We start from the raw sequence: 15,047 nt of genomic DNA, 5'->3' as shown, positions 1-15,047 counted from the left end.
GAGCAAGAAGTGCTAATGCAAGGGACCTCATGAATCAAACGCGGACACTCGGAACGCCACGGTTATTGGGCATCGTCTGGCCATTTATCGCCGTAGTGTTGTTTCAAGCCTTGTTGGGTGGCGTTAGCCTTTACGTGCTGTCGGCGGTTCGCGGCTATGTAGCGGGTGAAAGCTTGTGGTCCAAAGGCCAGAAAGACGCCATCTACTACCTCAATCTCTACGCCGACAGTCGTGACGAGTCGATTTTCCGCAAATACCAGAACGCGATGGCCGTGCCCCAGGGCGGTCACGAGTTGCGGGTAGCGCTGGATCATCAACCGCCGAATATCGAAGCGGCGCGCCTGGCGATTCTCAAGGGTGGCAACCACCCGGATGACGTTTCCAGTCTGATCTGGCTGTACCTCAATTTCCGCCATTTCAGTTACCTCGAGAAGGCTATCAATCTCTGGACGGTGGGTGATTCGTATCTGGTCAAGCTTGATGACGTTGCGCAGGACATGCACCGGCACATTGCCGCCGGCCCGGCCTCCGAGGCCGATATCAAGAACTGGAAGGCGCAGATATTTGCAATCAATGTTGAAGTGACTCCGGCAGCGAAAGCTTTCAGTGACGCACTGGGAGAGGGATCTCGGGTCATTCTCCGGCTGTTACTGGTGACCAACCTCGCCACCGCCCTTGGCCTGATTGCGCTGGCCTTGATGCGCACCCACAAGTTGCTCAAACAACGTCATGCCTTCGCCGATGCCCTGCAGCTCGAGAAAGACCGGGCGCAGATCACCCTGCAATCGATTGGCGACGCGGTGATCACCACGGATGTCGAAGGCGCAATTGCCTACATGAACCCGGCGGCCGAGATGTTGACCCACTGGAAGGCCGAGCAGGCGACGGGGTTGCCGCTGGCGGCGCTGTTCAATCTGCTGGACGAGAATGCCCACACCGACGGATTCACGTTGATCGAGCGAATTCTGAGCGGTCAGCTCAGCGGTGGCAGTGAACATTCCAAGTTGATTCAACGCCTGGATGGCAGCACGGTGTCGGTCACGCTGGTTGGCGCGCCGATCCGCAATGCCGGCAACGTCAGCGGCGCCGTACTGGTGCTGCACGACATGACCCAGGAGCGGCAATACATCGCCAATCTGTCCTGGCAGGCTACCCATGACGCATTGACCGGGCTCGCCAACCGTCGCGAGTTCGAGTATCGCCTGGAGCAGGCGCTACACACGCTGGCGCGGCAGACGGGGCGTCACGCCCTGATGTTTCTCGATCTTGATCAATTCAAGTTGGTCAACGATACCTGCGGCCATGCGGCGGGGGACGAATTGCTGCGGCATATCTGCGCGCTGTTGCAATCGGGATTGCGTGAAGGCGATACCCTCGCTCGGCTGGGCGGCGACGAGTTCGGCATCCTGCTGGAGAATTGTGGGCTGGAGGCGGCGGAAACTATTGCCGAGAGCCTGCGCCAGACCGTACAGAATCTGCACTTTGTCTGGAAAGGTCGACCTTTCGTGACGACCGTCAGTATCGGGCTGGTGCATGTCGCGCAACATCCGACCACACTCGAGGCTTCGTTGCGCGCTGCCGACATGGCCTGCTACATGGCCAAGGAAAAAGGTCGTAACCGGGTTCAGCTCTATCATCCGGATGATTCGGAACTGTCCCTGCGTTTCGGCGAAATGGCTTGGGTGCAGCGCTTGCACATGGCCTTGGAAGAAGATCGCTTCTGCCTGTATGCCCAGGAAATCGCGCCGCTCGGCCGTACTGACGCGGGCAGCGGACACATTGAGATCCTGCTGCGTCTGCATGACGAAGCCGGGCGCATGATCCTGCCCGACAGCTTTATTCCGGCGGCCGAGCGTTATGGCCTGATGAGCTTGATTGATCGGTGGGTCGTGCAAAACGTATTCAAGATCATTGCCCAATGTCGTGCCGAAAAGCGTCAGGGGCCTTTGGCCATGTGTGCGATCAATCTGTCAGGCACTACCATCGGAGATGAGGCTTTTCTGGACTTCCTGCGTGAACAGTTCGTTACTTATTCAATACCGGCTGAAATGATTTGTTTTGAAATTACTGAAACCAGCGCCATTTCAAATTTGGGCAGCGCAATCAGATTCATTAATGAACTCAAGGGCTTAGGCTGCCATTTTTCGCTGGACGATTTTTGCGCCGGTATGTCCTCATTCGCTTACTTGAAACATTTGCCTGTAGACTTCCTGAAGATCGACGGGAGTTTCGTAAAGGATATGCTGGACGACCCGATTAACCGCGCCATGGTCGAGGTGATCAATCATATCGGTCATGTCATGGGTAAGCGTACGATTGCCGAGTTTGTCGAGACGCCTCAGATCGAGCAGGCATTGCTGGAGATCGGGGTGGATTACGCTCAAGGGTATCTCATTGAGCGCCCGCAACTGTTTACCTGCGATAGTTTGCAAAGTCGTCCTGCCAGGCCTCAGCCTTTGTTGTTCAGGGCGCCTGGCACGTTCCGTTGAAATCTCTTGCTGATCCCAACAATCACAATCAAAAGGAGCTCGACAGTGATCGATACATTCAACCGAACCGGACCACTCATGGAAGCTGCAAGTTATCCCGCCTGGGCTCAACGATTGGTCCAGGACTGCAGCGAGAGCAAGCGCCGGGTCGTCGAACACGAACTGTATCAGCGCATGCGTGACAACAAGCTCAGCGCAAAGACCATGCGCCAGTACCTGATAGGTGGCTGGCCGGTGGTTGAACAGTTCGCGTTATACATGGCACAAAACCTGACCAAGACCCGTTTTGCCCGCCACCCAGGCGAGGACATGGCGCGTCGCTGGTTGATGCGCAACATTCGCGTCGAATTGAACCACGCCGATTATTGGGTGAACTGGAGCCGTGCTCACGGCGTCACCCTGGAAGATCTGCAGGCGCAACAGGTCGCCCCTGAGCTTCACGCCTTGAGCCATTGGTGCTGGCACACCAGTTCCTCGGACTCGCTGATCGTGGCCATTGCGGCCACCAACTATGCCATTGAAGGCGCAACCGGGGAGTGGTCGGCGCTGGTCTGTTCCAATGGCGTCTATGCGGCGTCGTTTCCCGAGGAGGAGCGCAAGCGGGCGATGAAGTGGCTGAAGATGCATGCTCAGTACGACGATGCTCATCCATGGGAAGCGCTGGAAATCATCTGCACCCTGGCAGGCATGAATCCGAGCAAATCCCTGCAGACGGAATTGCGCCAGGCTGTGTGCAAGAGCTACGACTACATGTTCCTGTTCCTGGAACGCTGCATGCAGCTGGAACACGCGGAAAGAACGCCGGTAGCCCGTGAGCGACTGGCACTGGCCGAAAACTGATCCGAGTAACATGCAATAAAACTGTGGGAGCGAGCCTGCTCGCGAAAGCGGTTTATCAATCAACATTGATGTTGACTGGCACTCCACTATCGCGAGCAGGCTCGCTCCCACATTGATTATGCAGCGTTGCTGAAATCTCAGCCCGCCATCGTCAAACGGTTACGCCCTTCGCGCTTGGCCACATAAAGCGCATTGTCGGCCCTGCGCAACAGGCTCTCCACAGACTCGCCGGGCAACAGGGTCGAGCAGCCGATGCTGACGGTCAGCCCGACCAGACGGCCATCAGCCAGGAAGTCCTCGGTTTGCGCCGCCAACCGCAGTCGTTCGCCAACCATGGCCGCTGCTTCCCGGGTGGTGTTCGACAGCAGGATCAGGAATTCTTCCCCGCCATAGCGAAACACCATGTCTACGTTACGCAACTGGCCTTTGATCGACGCGGCAACGGCCTTGAGCACGTCATCGCCGGCACTGTGCCCGTGGGTGTCGTTGATCTGCTTGAAGTGATCGATGTCCAGCATCAATAGCGACAGCGGTTGCAAATGGCGCCGCGACAGTTCGATTTCCCGCTGCAGCGTCTGGTCCATGGCGATACGGTTGCCGGTGTCGGTCAGTGGATCGCGCAATGCGCTCCGGGTGGCGGCACGGTAAAGCAAGGCGTTGCGCATCGGATAAAGCAGCGAGGCCAGCAGCGATTCGAGGTTGCCCTGTTCTTGCTCGGTGAAGCGCTGATTGCGGCGAAACACCAGTTCACCCAGGTGTTCACCTTCATGACTGAGGTTGTAACTGATGGAGTGATGCCCGCGTTGGCCGAACTCCAGGCGCAAGTCGCTGCTATTGTGCTGGTAACTCAAGGAATCGAGTGGAACGAGTCGCTGAATTTCGCGGAAAAACAGTCCGAGAATGCGTTGTGGCTCAAGACTGGTTTGCAGCTGCAGGCTCAGTTGCTGGCGCAGTTGCGCAAGACTGAGAGGCCTTTCCAGAGTGGTTTGCTGCTGACCAAAACCCAGGCGTTGCAATTTGGCGCTATCGAAGTCAATTGCGTTGGTCTGGGAAGGTGATTTCATATGCTGTGCGCCCCTGAGCAGTAAGGCTGTCTTACAAGCTGGGTGAGAGCGGCTTTGGGCTGCGCGTCATACTGGTCCGTCAGTCCCGTAGGACATCTCTTACAAGTCTAATCTGCTTTATCGCGGTTTTGTAACCCGTCGAGTTAAGCCCCGCTTGCCTGCTTTCACACTGCCTGTTTGAACAAAGGTAGAGCGAAAGTCATGCCAGAGCGTTCAATTAAATAAAAATATTTCGAAATCAATGTGTTAACGGTAGCTGAAAGGGTGGAGGGCACTTGTGCGGCATTTGTTTGACTGAAAAACCACTGAACCTTGGGTGCCGCGACGGGAAGTCGGCGCGGCACAAAAGCGACGCACGGTATTACTGGGCGTTGAATGCCTGGCCGTTGATACCTGTGCTGTCCGGACCCATCAGGTAGAGGTAGACCGGCATGATTTCCTCGGGCGTCGGGTTGTTCAGCGGGTTTTCCCCCGGATACGCCTGGGCGCGCATGCTGGTCCGGGTGGCGCCCGGGTTGATGCTGTTGGAGCGTACGGGGGCCACGGTGTCGACTTCATCGGCCAGCGTTTGCATCAGGCCTTCGGTGGCGAACTTCGAGACACCATAAGCGCCCCAGTACGCACGGCCCTTGCGGCCGACGCTGCTGGAGGTGAATACCACCGAGGCGTCCCGGGACAGCTTGAGCAGTGGCAACAGTGTGCTGGTCAGCATGAACATGGCGTTGACGTTGACTTGCATGACCCGCATGAAGTTTTCGCCGGACAGTTGTTCGATCGGCGTGCGTGGGCCGATGATTGACGCGTTGTGCAGCAGGCCATCGAGGTGGCCGAATTCACTTTCGATCATCGCCGCCAGCTCATCGTATTGATGGGGCAGGGCGGTTTCCAGATTAAACGGGATCACCGCGGGTTGCGGATGGCCGGCCGCTTCGATTTCGTCGTAGACCTGAGTCAGATTGGCTTCGGTCTTGCCCAGCAACAGTACGGTAGCGCCATGGGCCGCATAGGTTTTCGCGGCGGCGGCGCCTATGCCACGACCGGCACCGGTGACCAGGATGACCCGGTCCTTGAGCAAATCAGGGCGAGCGGAATAATCGAACATAAAAACCTCACAGCAAATTCAACAAGAAGCGGAGACCGAACCTGTGGCGAGGGAGCGGGCTCCCTTGCCACCAAGGCGTCTTTGGTCAGCAGCTGCAAAGGGCGCTATCGAGCACCTTGCGCAACTCCAGCGGATGATCGACCACCACGTCCGCGCCCCAGTGCCGCGGGTTGTCATCCGGGTGGATGTAGCCGAACGTCACCGCTGCCGTCCTGGTGCCCGCATCGCGGCCCGATTCGATATCGCGCAAATCATCGCCGACGAACAAGACGCTGGCCGGGTGGAGGTCAAGCATCTTGCAGGCGAGGATCAGTGGCTCGGGGTCCGGTTTGCTGTTCTTCACGTGGTCCGGACAGATCAGCAGGGCCGAACGCTCGGCCAGCCCGAGCTGCTGCATGATCGGTTCGGCGAAACGCAGTGGCTTGTTGGTGACCACGCCCCAGATCAGGTTGGCGCTCTCGATGTCGGCCAGCAGTTCGCCCATGCCGTCGAATAGTTTGCTGTGTACGGCACAACCCACGAGGTAGCGCTCAAGGAATTCCAGGCGCAGCTCTTCGAAGCCTGGGGACTCAGGGTCCATGGAGAAGGTCACGGCGACCATCGCCTTGGCACCACCGGAAATCTCATCGCGAATATGTTTGTCGTTGATCGGCGGCAAGCCGCGATCGGCACGCATCGCCTGACAGATCGCAATGAAGTCCGGCGCGGTGTCGAGCAGGGTGCCGTCCATGTCGAATAGAACTGCTCTGATACGCATCGGCTTACTCCTCGCGCAGGGTCTGGATCATGTAGTTGACGTCAACATCGGCTGCCAGTTTGTAGTGCTTGGTCAGCGGGTTGTAGGTCAGGCCGATAATATCCTTGACCGTCAGGCCAGCCATGCGGCTCCAGGCGCCAAGCTCGGAAGGCCGAATGAATTTCTTGAAGTCGTGGGTGCCGCGCGGCAGCAGCTTCATGATGTATTCGGCGCCGACAATGGCGAACAGGTAGGCCTTCGGGTTGCGGTTGATGGTGGAGAAGAACACCTGGCCGCCGGGTTTGACCATGCGGAAGCAGGCACGGATGACCGAGGAGGGGTCCGGCACGTGTTCGAGCATCTCCAGGCAGGTGACGACGTCGAATTGCTCCGGCATTTCCTCGGCCAGGGCTTCGGCGGTGATTTGCCGGTATTCGACGTTCACGCCGGACTCCAGTTGATGCAACTGCGCGACCGCCAGTGGCGCTTCGCCCATGTCGATGCCCGTCACCGTAGCGCCGCGCTGGGCCATGGCTTCGCTGAGAATGCCGCCGCCGCAGCCGACATCGAGGACTTTCTTGCCGGCCAGGTTGACGCGTTCGTCAATCCAGTTGACTCGCAGCGGGTTGATGTCGTGCAGTGGTTTGAATTCGCTTTCACGATCCCACCAGCGGTGCGCCAGGGCTTCGAATTTGGCGATTTCGGCGTAGTCGACGTTGCTCATGGTTTAAGTCCTCTAAAACTTGAAAAATCCTGTTGCCCCGGTTTTCGGTCCGGGGGGCTTACGATTCGTAGCGACCGCTGATGCGCTGGCCCCAGGCCTTGGCGATGGCGATCAACTGTTGTTCATCCAGGCGGGTCAGGCGCCGGTCGTCCAGCAGTTGCTGGCCGGCGACCCAAAGGTGTTTCACGCTGTCCCGGCCCGTGGCATAGATAAGCTGCGAAACAGGGTCGTAGACCGGTTGTTGGGCCAGCCCGGAGAGGTCGAATGCCACCATGTCAGCGGCCTTGCCCAGTTCCAGGGAGCCGACCTCGGCTTCGATCCCCAGGGCACGTGCACCGTTGAGCGTGGCCATGCGCAGGGCGCGATGGGCATCCAGCGCGGTGGCCGAGCCGGCGACCGCCTTGGCGAGCAGGGCGGCGGTGCGGGTTTCACCGAGCAGGTCCAGGTCGTTATTGCTGGCCGAGCCATCGGTGCCGACCGCGACATTCACGCCAGCCTGCCAGAGGCGTTCCACCGGGCAGAAACCGCTGGCCAGCTTCAGGTTCGACTCCGGGCAATGAATCACGCTGGTGTTGCTTTCTACCAGAAGCGCCAGGTCTTCTTCGCTGATCTGGGTCATGTGAACGGCCTGGAAGCGCGGCCCGAGCAGGCCCAGTCGCGCGAGGCGAGCCAGCGGACGTTCGCCGCGCTGCTCGATCGACTGCTGCACCTCGAACGCGGTTTCATGCACGTGCATGTGGATCGAGGCGTCGAGTTCTTCGGCGATCACGCGGATTTTTTCCAGGTTTTCGTCGCCCACGGTATAAGGGGCATGGGGGCCGAAGGTGACTTTGATGCGGTCATGGTGCTTGAGGTCGCCGAACAACTCGATGCCCTGACGAATGGCTTCGTCCGCCGTGCTGGCGCCGGGAATGGGGAAATCGAGGATCGGGATCGCGATCTGTGCGCGAATGCCGCTCTTGTGCACGCGCTCGGTGGCAACCTTCGGGAAGAAATACATGTCAGAGAAGCAAGTGATGCCACCTTTGATCTGCTCGGCGATAGCCAGGTCCGTGCCATCGCGGACAAAATCCTCGTCGACCCATTTGGCTTCGGCCGGCCAGATGTGGTTTTCCAGCCAGGTCATGAGCGGCAGGTCATCGGCCAGGCCGCGGAACAGGGTCATCGCCGCATGTCCGTGAGCATTGATCAGGCCGGGACTGAGCAAGATGTCCGGCAGATCTCGCACTTCGCTTGCATTAAGCTTCAGGGCGGCGGAACGTGGGCCGATGAAGACGATGCGTCCGTCGCGGATGCCCAGGGCATGGTCCTTGAGGACAACGCCAGCGGGTTCGACGGGTACCAGCCAGGTCGGCAGTAATAACAGGTCGAGCGCAGCGGCAGTGTTCGGCATCGAGGGTCGGTTCCAGTGCTTTTGTAAAGGATGGCGAAGTATACCCGAGCGTCTTCGCGGGGGGATCGCTATAATCGGCGGCTTTTGTTCATGAGTGCGGGGTGAGGGATGCGCGATCGACTGTTGGCTGCGGAGAAAGTGAAGGCCATCGATTGGCGTGATGGCGCCCTGTATCTGCTGGATCAGCGTATTTTGCCGTTCGAGGAGACCTGGATCGCCTACACCAGCGCGGCTGGCGTGGCCGAGGCCATTCGCTCGATGGTGGTGCGCGGTGCGCCGGCGATCGGTATCAGTGCCGCTTATGGTGTTGTGCTGGCGGCTCGCGCGCGGTTTGCCGAAGGCGGGGACTGGCAGGCGGCGCTGGCGGAGGATTTTGCTCTGCTCGCCGATTCCCGGCCGACCGCTGTCAATCTGTTCTGGGCGCTGGGTCGCATGCAGGAACGGCTCGATCGGCTGAAGAATCACGCCGATCCGCTCTCTGTCCTGGAGGCCGAGGCCATCGCAATCCACGAAAGTGATCGCGAAGCCAACCTCACCATGGCGCAACTGGGGGTGGACCTGATCCGCAAGCATCAGGGCAACGCTCAGGCAATCCTGACCCATTGCAATACCGGCGCGCTGGCCACCGGCGGCTTCGGTACCGCGCTGGGTGTGATTCGCGGGGCGTTCATTGAAGGCATGGTCGAACGCGTTTACGCCGATGAAACCCGCCCATGGTTGCAGGGGTCGCGATTGACGGCGTGGGAGCTGGCCAACGAAGGCATTCCCGTCACCCTCAATGCCGATTCCGCTGCTGCGCACATCATGAAAACCAAGGGCATTACCTGGGTGATCGTCGGCGCGGACCGGATCACCGCCAATGGCGACGTGGCGAACAAGATCGGCACCTATCAGCTGGCGGTCAACGCCATGCACCACGGTGTTCGGTTCATGGTGGTGGCGCCGAGTTCGACCATCGACATGAGCCTGGCCAGTGGCGACGACATTCCGATTGAAGAGCGCGATGGTCGCGAGTTGCTGGAAGTCGGTGGCAAACGGGTCGGGGCGGATGTCGATGCGTTCAATCCGGTGTTCGATGTCACGCCGGCTGATTTGATCGACGCCATCGTCACCGAAAAAGGCATCGTCGAGCGTCCGGATACGGCGAAAATGACGCAGTTGATGTGCCGTAAGCGTCTGCATTGACGGTCTCTGGCGCCTGATCGATCGCTATTGCGGGCAAGCCCGCTCCCACAGGTTTTGTGAGCGCAGCAAAACTCTGTGGGGGCGGGCTTGCCCGCGATTGGGCCCTCAAAGCCAACAAATCAACTTGAATCAGCCACAAATTCTCCATTCAACACAGCTCTAAGCTTCTCTGATCCCCTTCAAGCCTGTCACCGGTCAACTAACTATGCTCCATGCGCATCAGGGGGATAGGTGCGTGGCGGCTCTTGTGATAACATCCGGCGGTTTCCAGGGTTGCCCCAAGGGGCGACCTTTACTGCGCAGATCCATGGCATAACTCGTTGATTTGTCGTAAGTCGGTGCATGGCAATGAGCCTGCAGCGGCGAGCTTCGTTCGTCCCATATGGATGTGACGAAGTTTCACCAGAAAAAGGAATCAGGCTTCTCATGGGCGAACTGGCCAAAGAAATCCTCCCGGTCAATATCGAAGACGAGCTGAAGCAGTCCTACCTCGACTACGCGATGAGCGTAATTGTCGGGCGGGCACTGCCGGATGCGCGCGATGGCTTGAAGCCCGTGCACCGGCGCGTGCTGTTCGCGATGAGCGAGCTGGGCAACGACTTCAACAAGCCGTACAAGAAATCTGCCCGTGTTGTCGGTGACGTGATCGGTAAGTATCACCCGCACGGTGATACCGCGGTGTACGACACCATCGTTCGGATGGCGCAGCCATTCTCCCTGCGCTACCTGCTGGTAGACGGCCAGGGCAACTTCGGTTCGGTGGACGGCGACAACGCCGCGGCCATGCGATACACCGAAGTGCGCATGACCAAGCTGGCGCACGAGCTGCTGGCCGACCTGCACAAAGAAACCGTGGACTGGGTGCCGAACTACGACGGCACCGAAATGATCCCGGCGGTCATGCCGACCCGTATTCCCAACCTGTTGGTCAACGGCTCCAGCGGTATCGCCGTGGGCATGGCGACCAACATTCCGCCGCACAACCTCGGTGAAGTCATCGACGGTTGCCTGGCCCTCATCGACAACCCTGAGCTGACCGTCGATGAACTGATGCAATACATTCCCGGTCCGGACTTCCCGACGGCGGCGATCATCAACGGTCGCGCCGGCATCATCGAAGCCTACCGCACCGGTCGCGGCCGCATTTACATGCGCGCCCGCTCGATCATCGAAGACATCGACAAGGTCGGTGGCCGTCAGCAGATCGTCATCACCGAACTCCCATACCAGCTGAACAAGGCCCGCCTGATCGAGAAGATCGCCGAGCTGGTAAAAGAGAAGAAACTCGAAGGCATCACCGAGCTGCGCGACGAGTCCGACAAGGACGGTATGCGCGTCGTGATCGAGTTGCGTCGCGGCGAAGTGCCGGAGGTGATTCTCAACAACCTCTACGCCCAGACCCAGCTGCAAGCGGTGTTCGGTATCAACATCGTGGCGCTGATCGACGGTCGCCCACGGATCCTGAACCTCAAGGACCTGCTGGAAGCCTTTGTCCGTCACCGTCGCGAAGTGGTCACCCGCCGTACCGTGTTCGAACTGCGCAAGGCGCGCGAGCGTGGTCACATCCTTGAAGGTCAAGCGGTTGCCCTGTCGAACATCGACCCGGTCATCGCCCTGATCAAGGCCTCGCCAACTCCGTCGGAAGCCAAGGAAGCGCTGGTCAGCACCCCTTGGGAATCCTCCGCGGTGGTCGCGATGGTCGAGCGTGCCGGTGCCGATTCGTGCCGTCCGGAAAACCTCGATCCGCAATACGGTCTGCGCGACGGCAAGTACTTCCTGTCGCCAGAACAGGCGCAAGCCATTCTGGAACTGCGTCTGCACCGTCTGACCGGTCTGGAACACGAAAAGCTGCTGGCCGAGTATCAAGAGATCCTCAACCAGATCGGCGAGCTGATCCGCATTCTCAACAGCGCCACGCGCCTGATGGAAGTGATCCGCGAAGAGCTGGAAGTGATCCGCGCCGAATACGGCGATGTGCGTCGCACCGAGATCCTCGATGCCCGTCTCGACCTGACCCTGGGCGACATGATCCCGGAAGAAGAGCGCGTCGTGACCATTTCCCACGGTGGCTATGCCAAGACCCAGCCGCTGGCTGCGTATCAGGCCCAGCGTCGTGGCGGTAAAGGCAAGTCGGCGACCGGCGTCAAGGATGAGGACTACATCGCTCACCTGCTGGTTGCCAACAGTCACACCACGCTGTTGCTGTTCTCCAGCAAGGGCAAGGTGTACTGGCTCAAGACTTACGAAATCCCCGAGGCGTCCCGTGCTGCCCGTGGTCGTCCGCTGGTCAACCTGCTGCCGCTGGACGACGGTGAATACATCACCACCATGCTGCCGGTCGAGGACTACACCGAAGGTCACTACATCTTCATGGCCACCGCCAACGGCACCGTGAAGAAGACCCCGCTGGAATCCTTCAGCCGTCAACGCAGCGTCGGTTTGATCGCGCTGGAGCTGGACGAAGGCGACGTACTGATTTCCGCCGCCATTACCGATGGCGAACGTGAAGTCATGCTGTTCTCCGATGGCGGCAAGGTGACTCGCTTCAAGGAATCCGACGTTCGCGCCATGGGCCGTACCGCCCGCGGTGTGCGCGGCATGCGCCTGCCGGAAGGCCAGAAGCTGATTTCCATGCTGATCCCGGAAGAAGGCAGCCAGATCCTCACCGCTTCCGAGCGTGGCTTCGGCAAGCGTACGGCGATCACCGAGTTCCCTGAGTACAAACGTGGCGGCCAGGGCGTTATCGCCATGGTCAGCAACGAGCGTAACGGTCGTCTGGTCGGTGCGGTTCAGGTGCTCGATGGCGAGGAGATCATGCTGATTTCCGACCAGGGCACCCTGGTACGTACCCGTGTCGACGAAGTCTCCAGTCTGGGTCGTAACACCCAGGGCGTAACCCTGATCAAACTGGCCAAGGATGAAACCCTGGTTGGTCTGGAGCGGGTTCAGGAGCCGTCGGAGGTCGAGGGTGAAGAGCTGGAAGGTGAAGAGGGTGCGGAGTTCGACGGTGAGGTCGTGATCGACGACGTTGTCGAGGACCAGCAACTCGACGCCGCCGCTGACGAAGAACCTCAAGAGTAAGCAGGTAAGCAGGGGGCGGATGAAAATTCGCCCCCTTGTTGTTTGTCCGTAATGAAATATCGACACCTCTGGAGATCCCTTGTGGGAGCGAGCCTGCTCGCGATGCAGGCGCCACGGTACGTCTGAAGTATCGCGGTGATGCAATCGCGAGCAGGCTCGCTCCCACACATCTGTTTCAGCAGGGACCCGGTGTCGGCTGACAATGTGATTTATTGCGTGGTACCACCAAATCAGAGCGAGATTGGATGTGAGCAAGAGAGCCTATAACTTCTGTGCCGGTCCTGCGGCGCTTCCCGAAGCTGTCCTGCAGCGCGCCCAGGGTGAACTTCTCGATTGGCACGGCAAGGGCCTGTCGGTCATGGAGATGAGTCATCGCAGTGATGAGTTCGTGTCCATTGCCACCAAGGCCGAGCAGGATCTGCGTGATCTGCTGGATATCCCCTCGAACTATAAAGTGCTGTTTCTGCAAGGTGGCGCCAGCCAGCAATTTGCTCAGATTCCTCTGAACCTGTTGCCGGAAAGTGGCTCTGCCGACTATATCGATACCGGTATCTGGTCGCAGAAAGCCATCGAAGAAGCTTCGCGCTACGGCCACGTCAATGTTGCCGCTACCGCCAAGCCTTACGACTATTTCGCCATTCCCGGGCAGAACGAGTGGAAGCTGTCGAAAGACGCGGCCTACGTTCACTACGCGCCGAACGAAACCATTGGTGGCCTGGAGTTCCAGTGGGTTCCGCAAACCGGTGATGTTCCGCTGGTGGCCGACATGTCCTCGGACATTCTTTCCCGTCCGATCGACGTCTCGCGCTTCGGCATGATCTACGCCGGTGCCCAGAAAAACATCGGCCCGAGCGGCATCGTGGTGAACATCGTTCGCGAAGACCTGCTGGGTCGCGCCCGTTCCCTGTGCCCGACCATGCTCGACTACAAGGTCGCGGCCGATAACGGTTCGATGTACAACACCCCGCCAACCCTGGCCTGGTACCTGTCCGGCCTGGTGTTCGAGTGGCTGAAAGAGCAGGGCGGTGTCGAAGCCATCGGCAAGCTCAACGAAGTGAAGCAGCGCACGCTGTACGAGTTCATCGATGCCAGCGGCCTGTACAGCAACCCGATCAACAAGTCGGACCGTTCCTGGATGAACGTGCCGTTCCGCCTGGCGGACGACCGTCTCGACAAGCCGTTCCTGGCCGGCGCCGACGAGCGTGGCCTGTTGAACCTCAAGGGGCACCGCTCCGTGGGCGGCATGCGCGCCTCCATCTATAACGCCGTCGACATCAACGCGATCAATGCGCTGGTTTCGTACATGGCAGAGTTCGAGAAGGAACACGGCTAATGTCTGAGCAAGAACTCAAGGCACTGCGCCTGCGCATTGATGCCCTGGACGAAAAGGTCCTGGAGTTGATCAGTGAGCGTGCGCGCTGCGCCCAGGAAGTCGCGCGAGTAAAGATGGCCTCGCTGGCCGAAGGCGAAGTGCCGGTGTTCTATCGTCCTGAGCGCGAAGCTCAGGTGCTCAAGCGTGTCATGGAGCGTAACCAGGGGCCGCTGGGTAACGAAGAGATGGCGCGGTTGTTCCGCGAAATCATGTCTTCCTGCCTGGCGCTCGAGCAGCCACTGAAAGTGGCTTACCTCGGCCCTGAAGGTACCTTCACCCAGGCTGCGGCCATGAAGCACTTCGGTCATGCCGTGATCAGCAAGCCGATGGCGGCGATCGATGAAGTGTTCCGGGAAGTGGCGGCCGGTGCGGTGAACTTTGGCGTGGTCCCGGTGGAGAACTCCACCGAAGGCGCGGTCAACCACACGCTGGACAGCTTCCTTGAACACGACATGGTGATCTGTGGCGAAGTCGAGCTGCGCATCCACCATCACCTGTTGGTCGGTGAGAACACCAAGACCGACAGCATCAGTCGCATCTACTCCCACGCTCAGTCCCTGGCCCAGTGTCGCAAGTGGCTGGACGCCCATTACCCGAATGTCGAGCGCGTGGCGGTGTCCAGCAACGCCGAGGCGGCCAAGCGGGTCAAGGGTGAGTGGAATTCGGCGGCGATTGCCGGCGATATGGCGGCTGGCCTGTATGGGCTGACCCGACTGGCCGAGAAAATCGAAGACCGTCCGGATAACTCCACGCGGTTCCTCATGATCGGCAACCAGGAAGTGCCGCCGACTGGCGACGACAAGACCTCGATCATTGTCTCCATGAGCAACAAGCCCGGCGCACTTCACGAGTTGCTGGTGCCATTCCACGACAATGGCATCGACCTGACGCGAATCGAGACCCGTCCGTCGCGCAGTGGCAAATGGACCTACGTGTTCTTCATCGACTTCGTCGGCCACCACCGTGATCCGCTGATCAAGGGTGTGCTGGAAAAGATCAGTCAGGAAGCAGTGGCACTCAAAGTGCTGGGTTCCTACCCGAAAGCAGTTCTCTAAGGGCGG

General features: G+C 59.4%; 11 protein-coding genes. 6 read left to right on the top strand and 5 right to left on the bottom strand.

Annotated elements, in window-relative coordinates; translation table 11 throughout:
* The first annotated feature begins 29 nt into the window (after positions 1 to 29).
* A complete protein-coding gene (locus tag ACX3YF_RS30010) occupies positions 30 to 2,489 on the top strand; it encodes an EAL domain-containing protein (protein ID WP_448646082.1) in 2,460 nt (819 codons plus the stop codon).
* 78 nt (positions 2,490 to 2,567) lie between these two features.
* Complete coding sequence (locus tag ACX3YF_RS30005; RefSeq protein ID WP_206770352.1) at positions 2,568 to 3,329, top strand: TenA family transcriptional regulator; 762 nt, start codon at positions 2,568 to 2,570, stop codon at positions 3,327 to 3,329.
* A 137-nt stretch (positions 3,330 to 3,466) separates the two neighbouring features.
* On the opposite strand, the gene ACX3YF_RS30000 is transcribed toward ACX3YF_RS30005, so the two are convergent.
* The 5 genes from ACX3YF_RS30000 to ACX3YF_RS29980 form a co-directional block, all read right to left on the bottom strand.
* Positions 3,467 to 4,393 (bottom strand): GGDEF domain-containing protein, encoded by a 927-nt coding sequence (locus ACX3YF_RS30000; protein ID WP_130206861.1) that lies wholly within the window; start codon positions 4,391 to 4,393, stop codon positions 3,467 to 3,469.
* A gap of 361 nt (positions 4,394 to 4,754) precedes the next feature.
* Positions 4,755 to 5,495, bottom strand: coding sequence for a YciK family oxidoreductase (locus ACX3YF_RS29995; RefSeq protein ID WP_130206863.1), 741 nt, complete (start codon positions 5,493 to 5,495; stop codon positions 4,755 to 4,757).
* Positions 5,496 to 5,580: 85 nt separating this feature from the next.
* Positions 5,581 to 6,252 carry an N-acetylmuramic acid 6-phosphate phosphatase MupP gene (mupP, locus tag ACX3YF_RS29990; RefSeq protein WP_090467988.1) on the bottom strand — a complete coding sequence of 224 codons (672 nt, stop codon included), beginning with the start codon at positions 6,250 to 6,252 and terminating at the stop codon, positions 5,581 to 5,583.
* A 4-nt stretch (positions 6,253 to 6,256) separates the two neighbouring features.
* A complete protein-coding gene (gene ubiG / locus ACX3YF_RS29985) occupies positions 6,257 to 6,955 on the bottom strand; it encodes a bifunctional 2-polyprenyl-6-hydroxyphenol methylase/3-demethylubiquinol 3-O-methyltransferase UbiG (RefSeq protein ID WP_007973655.1) in 699 nt (232 codons plus the stop codon).
* 58 nt (positions 6,956 to 7,013) lie between these two features.
* On the bottom strand, positions 7,014 to 8,348 hold the full coding sequence (locus tag ACX3YF_RS29980) for a TRZ/ATZ family hydrolase (RefSeq protein ID WP_130206865.1): 1,335 nt from the start codon (positions 8,346 to 8,348) through the stop codon (positions 7,014 to 7,016).
* Between the two features lie 108 nt (positions 8,349 to 8,456).
* Here ACX3YF_RS29980 and mtnA point away from each other — a divergent pair, with 108 nt between their 5' ends.
* The 4 genes from mtnA (at position 8,457) to pheA (ending at position 15,041) form a co-directional block, all read left to right on the top strand.
* Positions 8,457 to 9,533 carry an S-methyl-5-thioribose-1-phosphate isomerase gene (gene mtnA / locus ACX3YF_RS29975; RefSeq protein WP_047527088.1) on the top strand — a complete coding sequence of 359 codons (1,077 nt, stop codon included), beginning with the start codon at positions 8,457 to 8,459 and terminating at the stop codon, positions 9,531 to 9,533.
* 426 nt (positions 9,534 to 9,959) lie between these two features.
* On the top strand, positions 9,960 to 12,614 hold the full coding sequence (gene gyrA / locus ACX3YF_RS29970) for a DNA gyrase subunit A (protein WP_130206866.1): 2,655 nt from the start codon (positions 9,960 to 9,962) through the stop codon (positions 12,612 to 12,614).
* A gap of 247 nt (positions 12,615 to 12,861) precedes the next feature.
* The gene (gene serC / locus ACX3YF_RS29965) at positions 12,862 to 13,947 is read left to right on the top strand and encodes a 3-phosphoserine/phosphohydroxythreonine transaminase (protein WP_454837898.1); all 1,086 of its coding nucleotides are present in this window, start codon (positions 12,862 to 12,864) and stop codon (positions 13,945 to 13,947) included.
* Entirely contained in the window at positions 13,947 to 15,041 is a 1,095-nt protein-coding gene (gene pheA / locus ACX3YF_RS29960) for a prephenate dehydratase (protein ID WP_047527090.1), read from the top strand. Before serC ends, pheA begins: the two co-directional genes overlap by 1 nt.
* Positions 15,042 to 15,047: the final 6 nt, after the last annotated feature.

The organism is Pseudomonas fluorescens group sp. PF-69 (assembly GCF_054481235.1).
The sequence above is the reverse complement of the archived record's forward strand: the minus strand, read 5'-3'. Positions and strand labels throughout refer to the sequence as shown.

Coding starts and splice junctions, on each gene's coding strand:
- ACX3YF_RS30010 (WP_448646082.1), top strand. CDS start 30: ATGAATCAAACGCGGACACTCGGAACGCCACGGTTATTGGGCATCGTC.
- ACX3YF_RS30005 (WP_206770352.1), top strand. CDS start 2,568: ATGGAAGCTGCAAGTTATCCCGCCTGGGCTCAACGATTGGTCCAGGAC.
- ACX3YF_RS30000 (WP_130206861.1), bottom strand. CDS start 4,393: ATGAAATCACCTTCCCAGACCAACGCAATTGACTTCGATAGCGCCAAA.
- ACX3YF_RS29995 (WP_130206863.1), bottom strand. CDS start 5,495: ATGTTCGATTATTCCGCTCGCCCTGATTTGCTCAAGGACCGGGTCATC.
- mupP (WP_090467988.1), bottom strand. CDS start 6,252: ATGCGTATCAGAGCAGTTCTATTCGACATGGACGGCACCCTGCTCGAC.
- ubiG (WP_007973655.1), bottom strand. CDS start 6,955: ATGAGCAACGTCGACTACGCCGAAATCGCCAAATTCGAAGCCCTGGCG.
- ACX3YF_RS29980 (WP_130206865.1), bottom strand. CDS start 8,348: ATGCCGAACACTGCCGCTGCGCTCGACCTGTTATTACTGCCGACCTGG.
- mtnA (WP_047527088.1), top strand. CDS start 8,457: ATGCGCGATCGACTGTTGGCTGCGGAGAAAGTGAAGGCCATCGATTGG.
- gyrA (WP_130206866.1), top strand. CDS start 9,960: ATGGGCGAACTGGCCAAAGAAATCCTCCCGGTCAATATCGAAGACGAG.
- pheA (WP_047527090.1), top strand. CDS start 13,947: ATGTCTGAGCAAGAACTCAAGGCACTGCGCCTGCGCATTGATGCCCTG.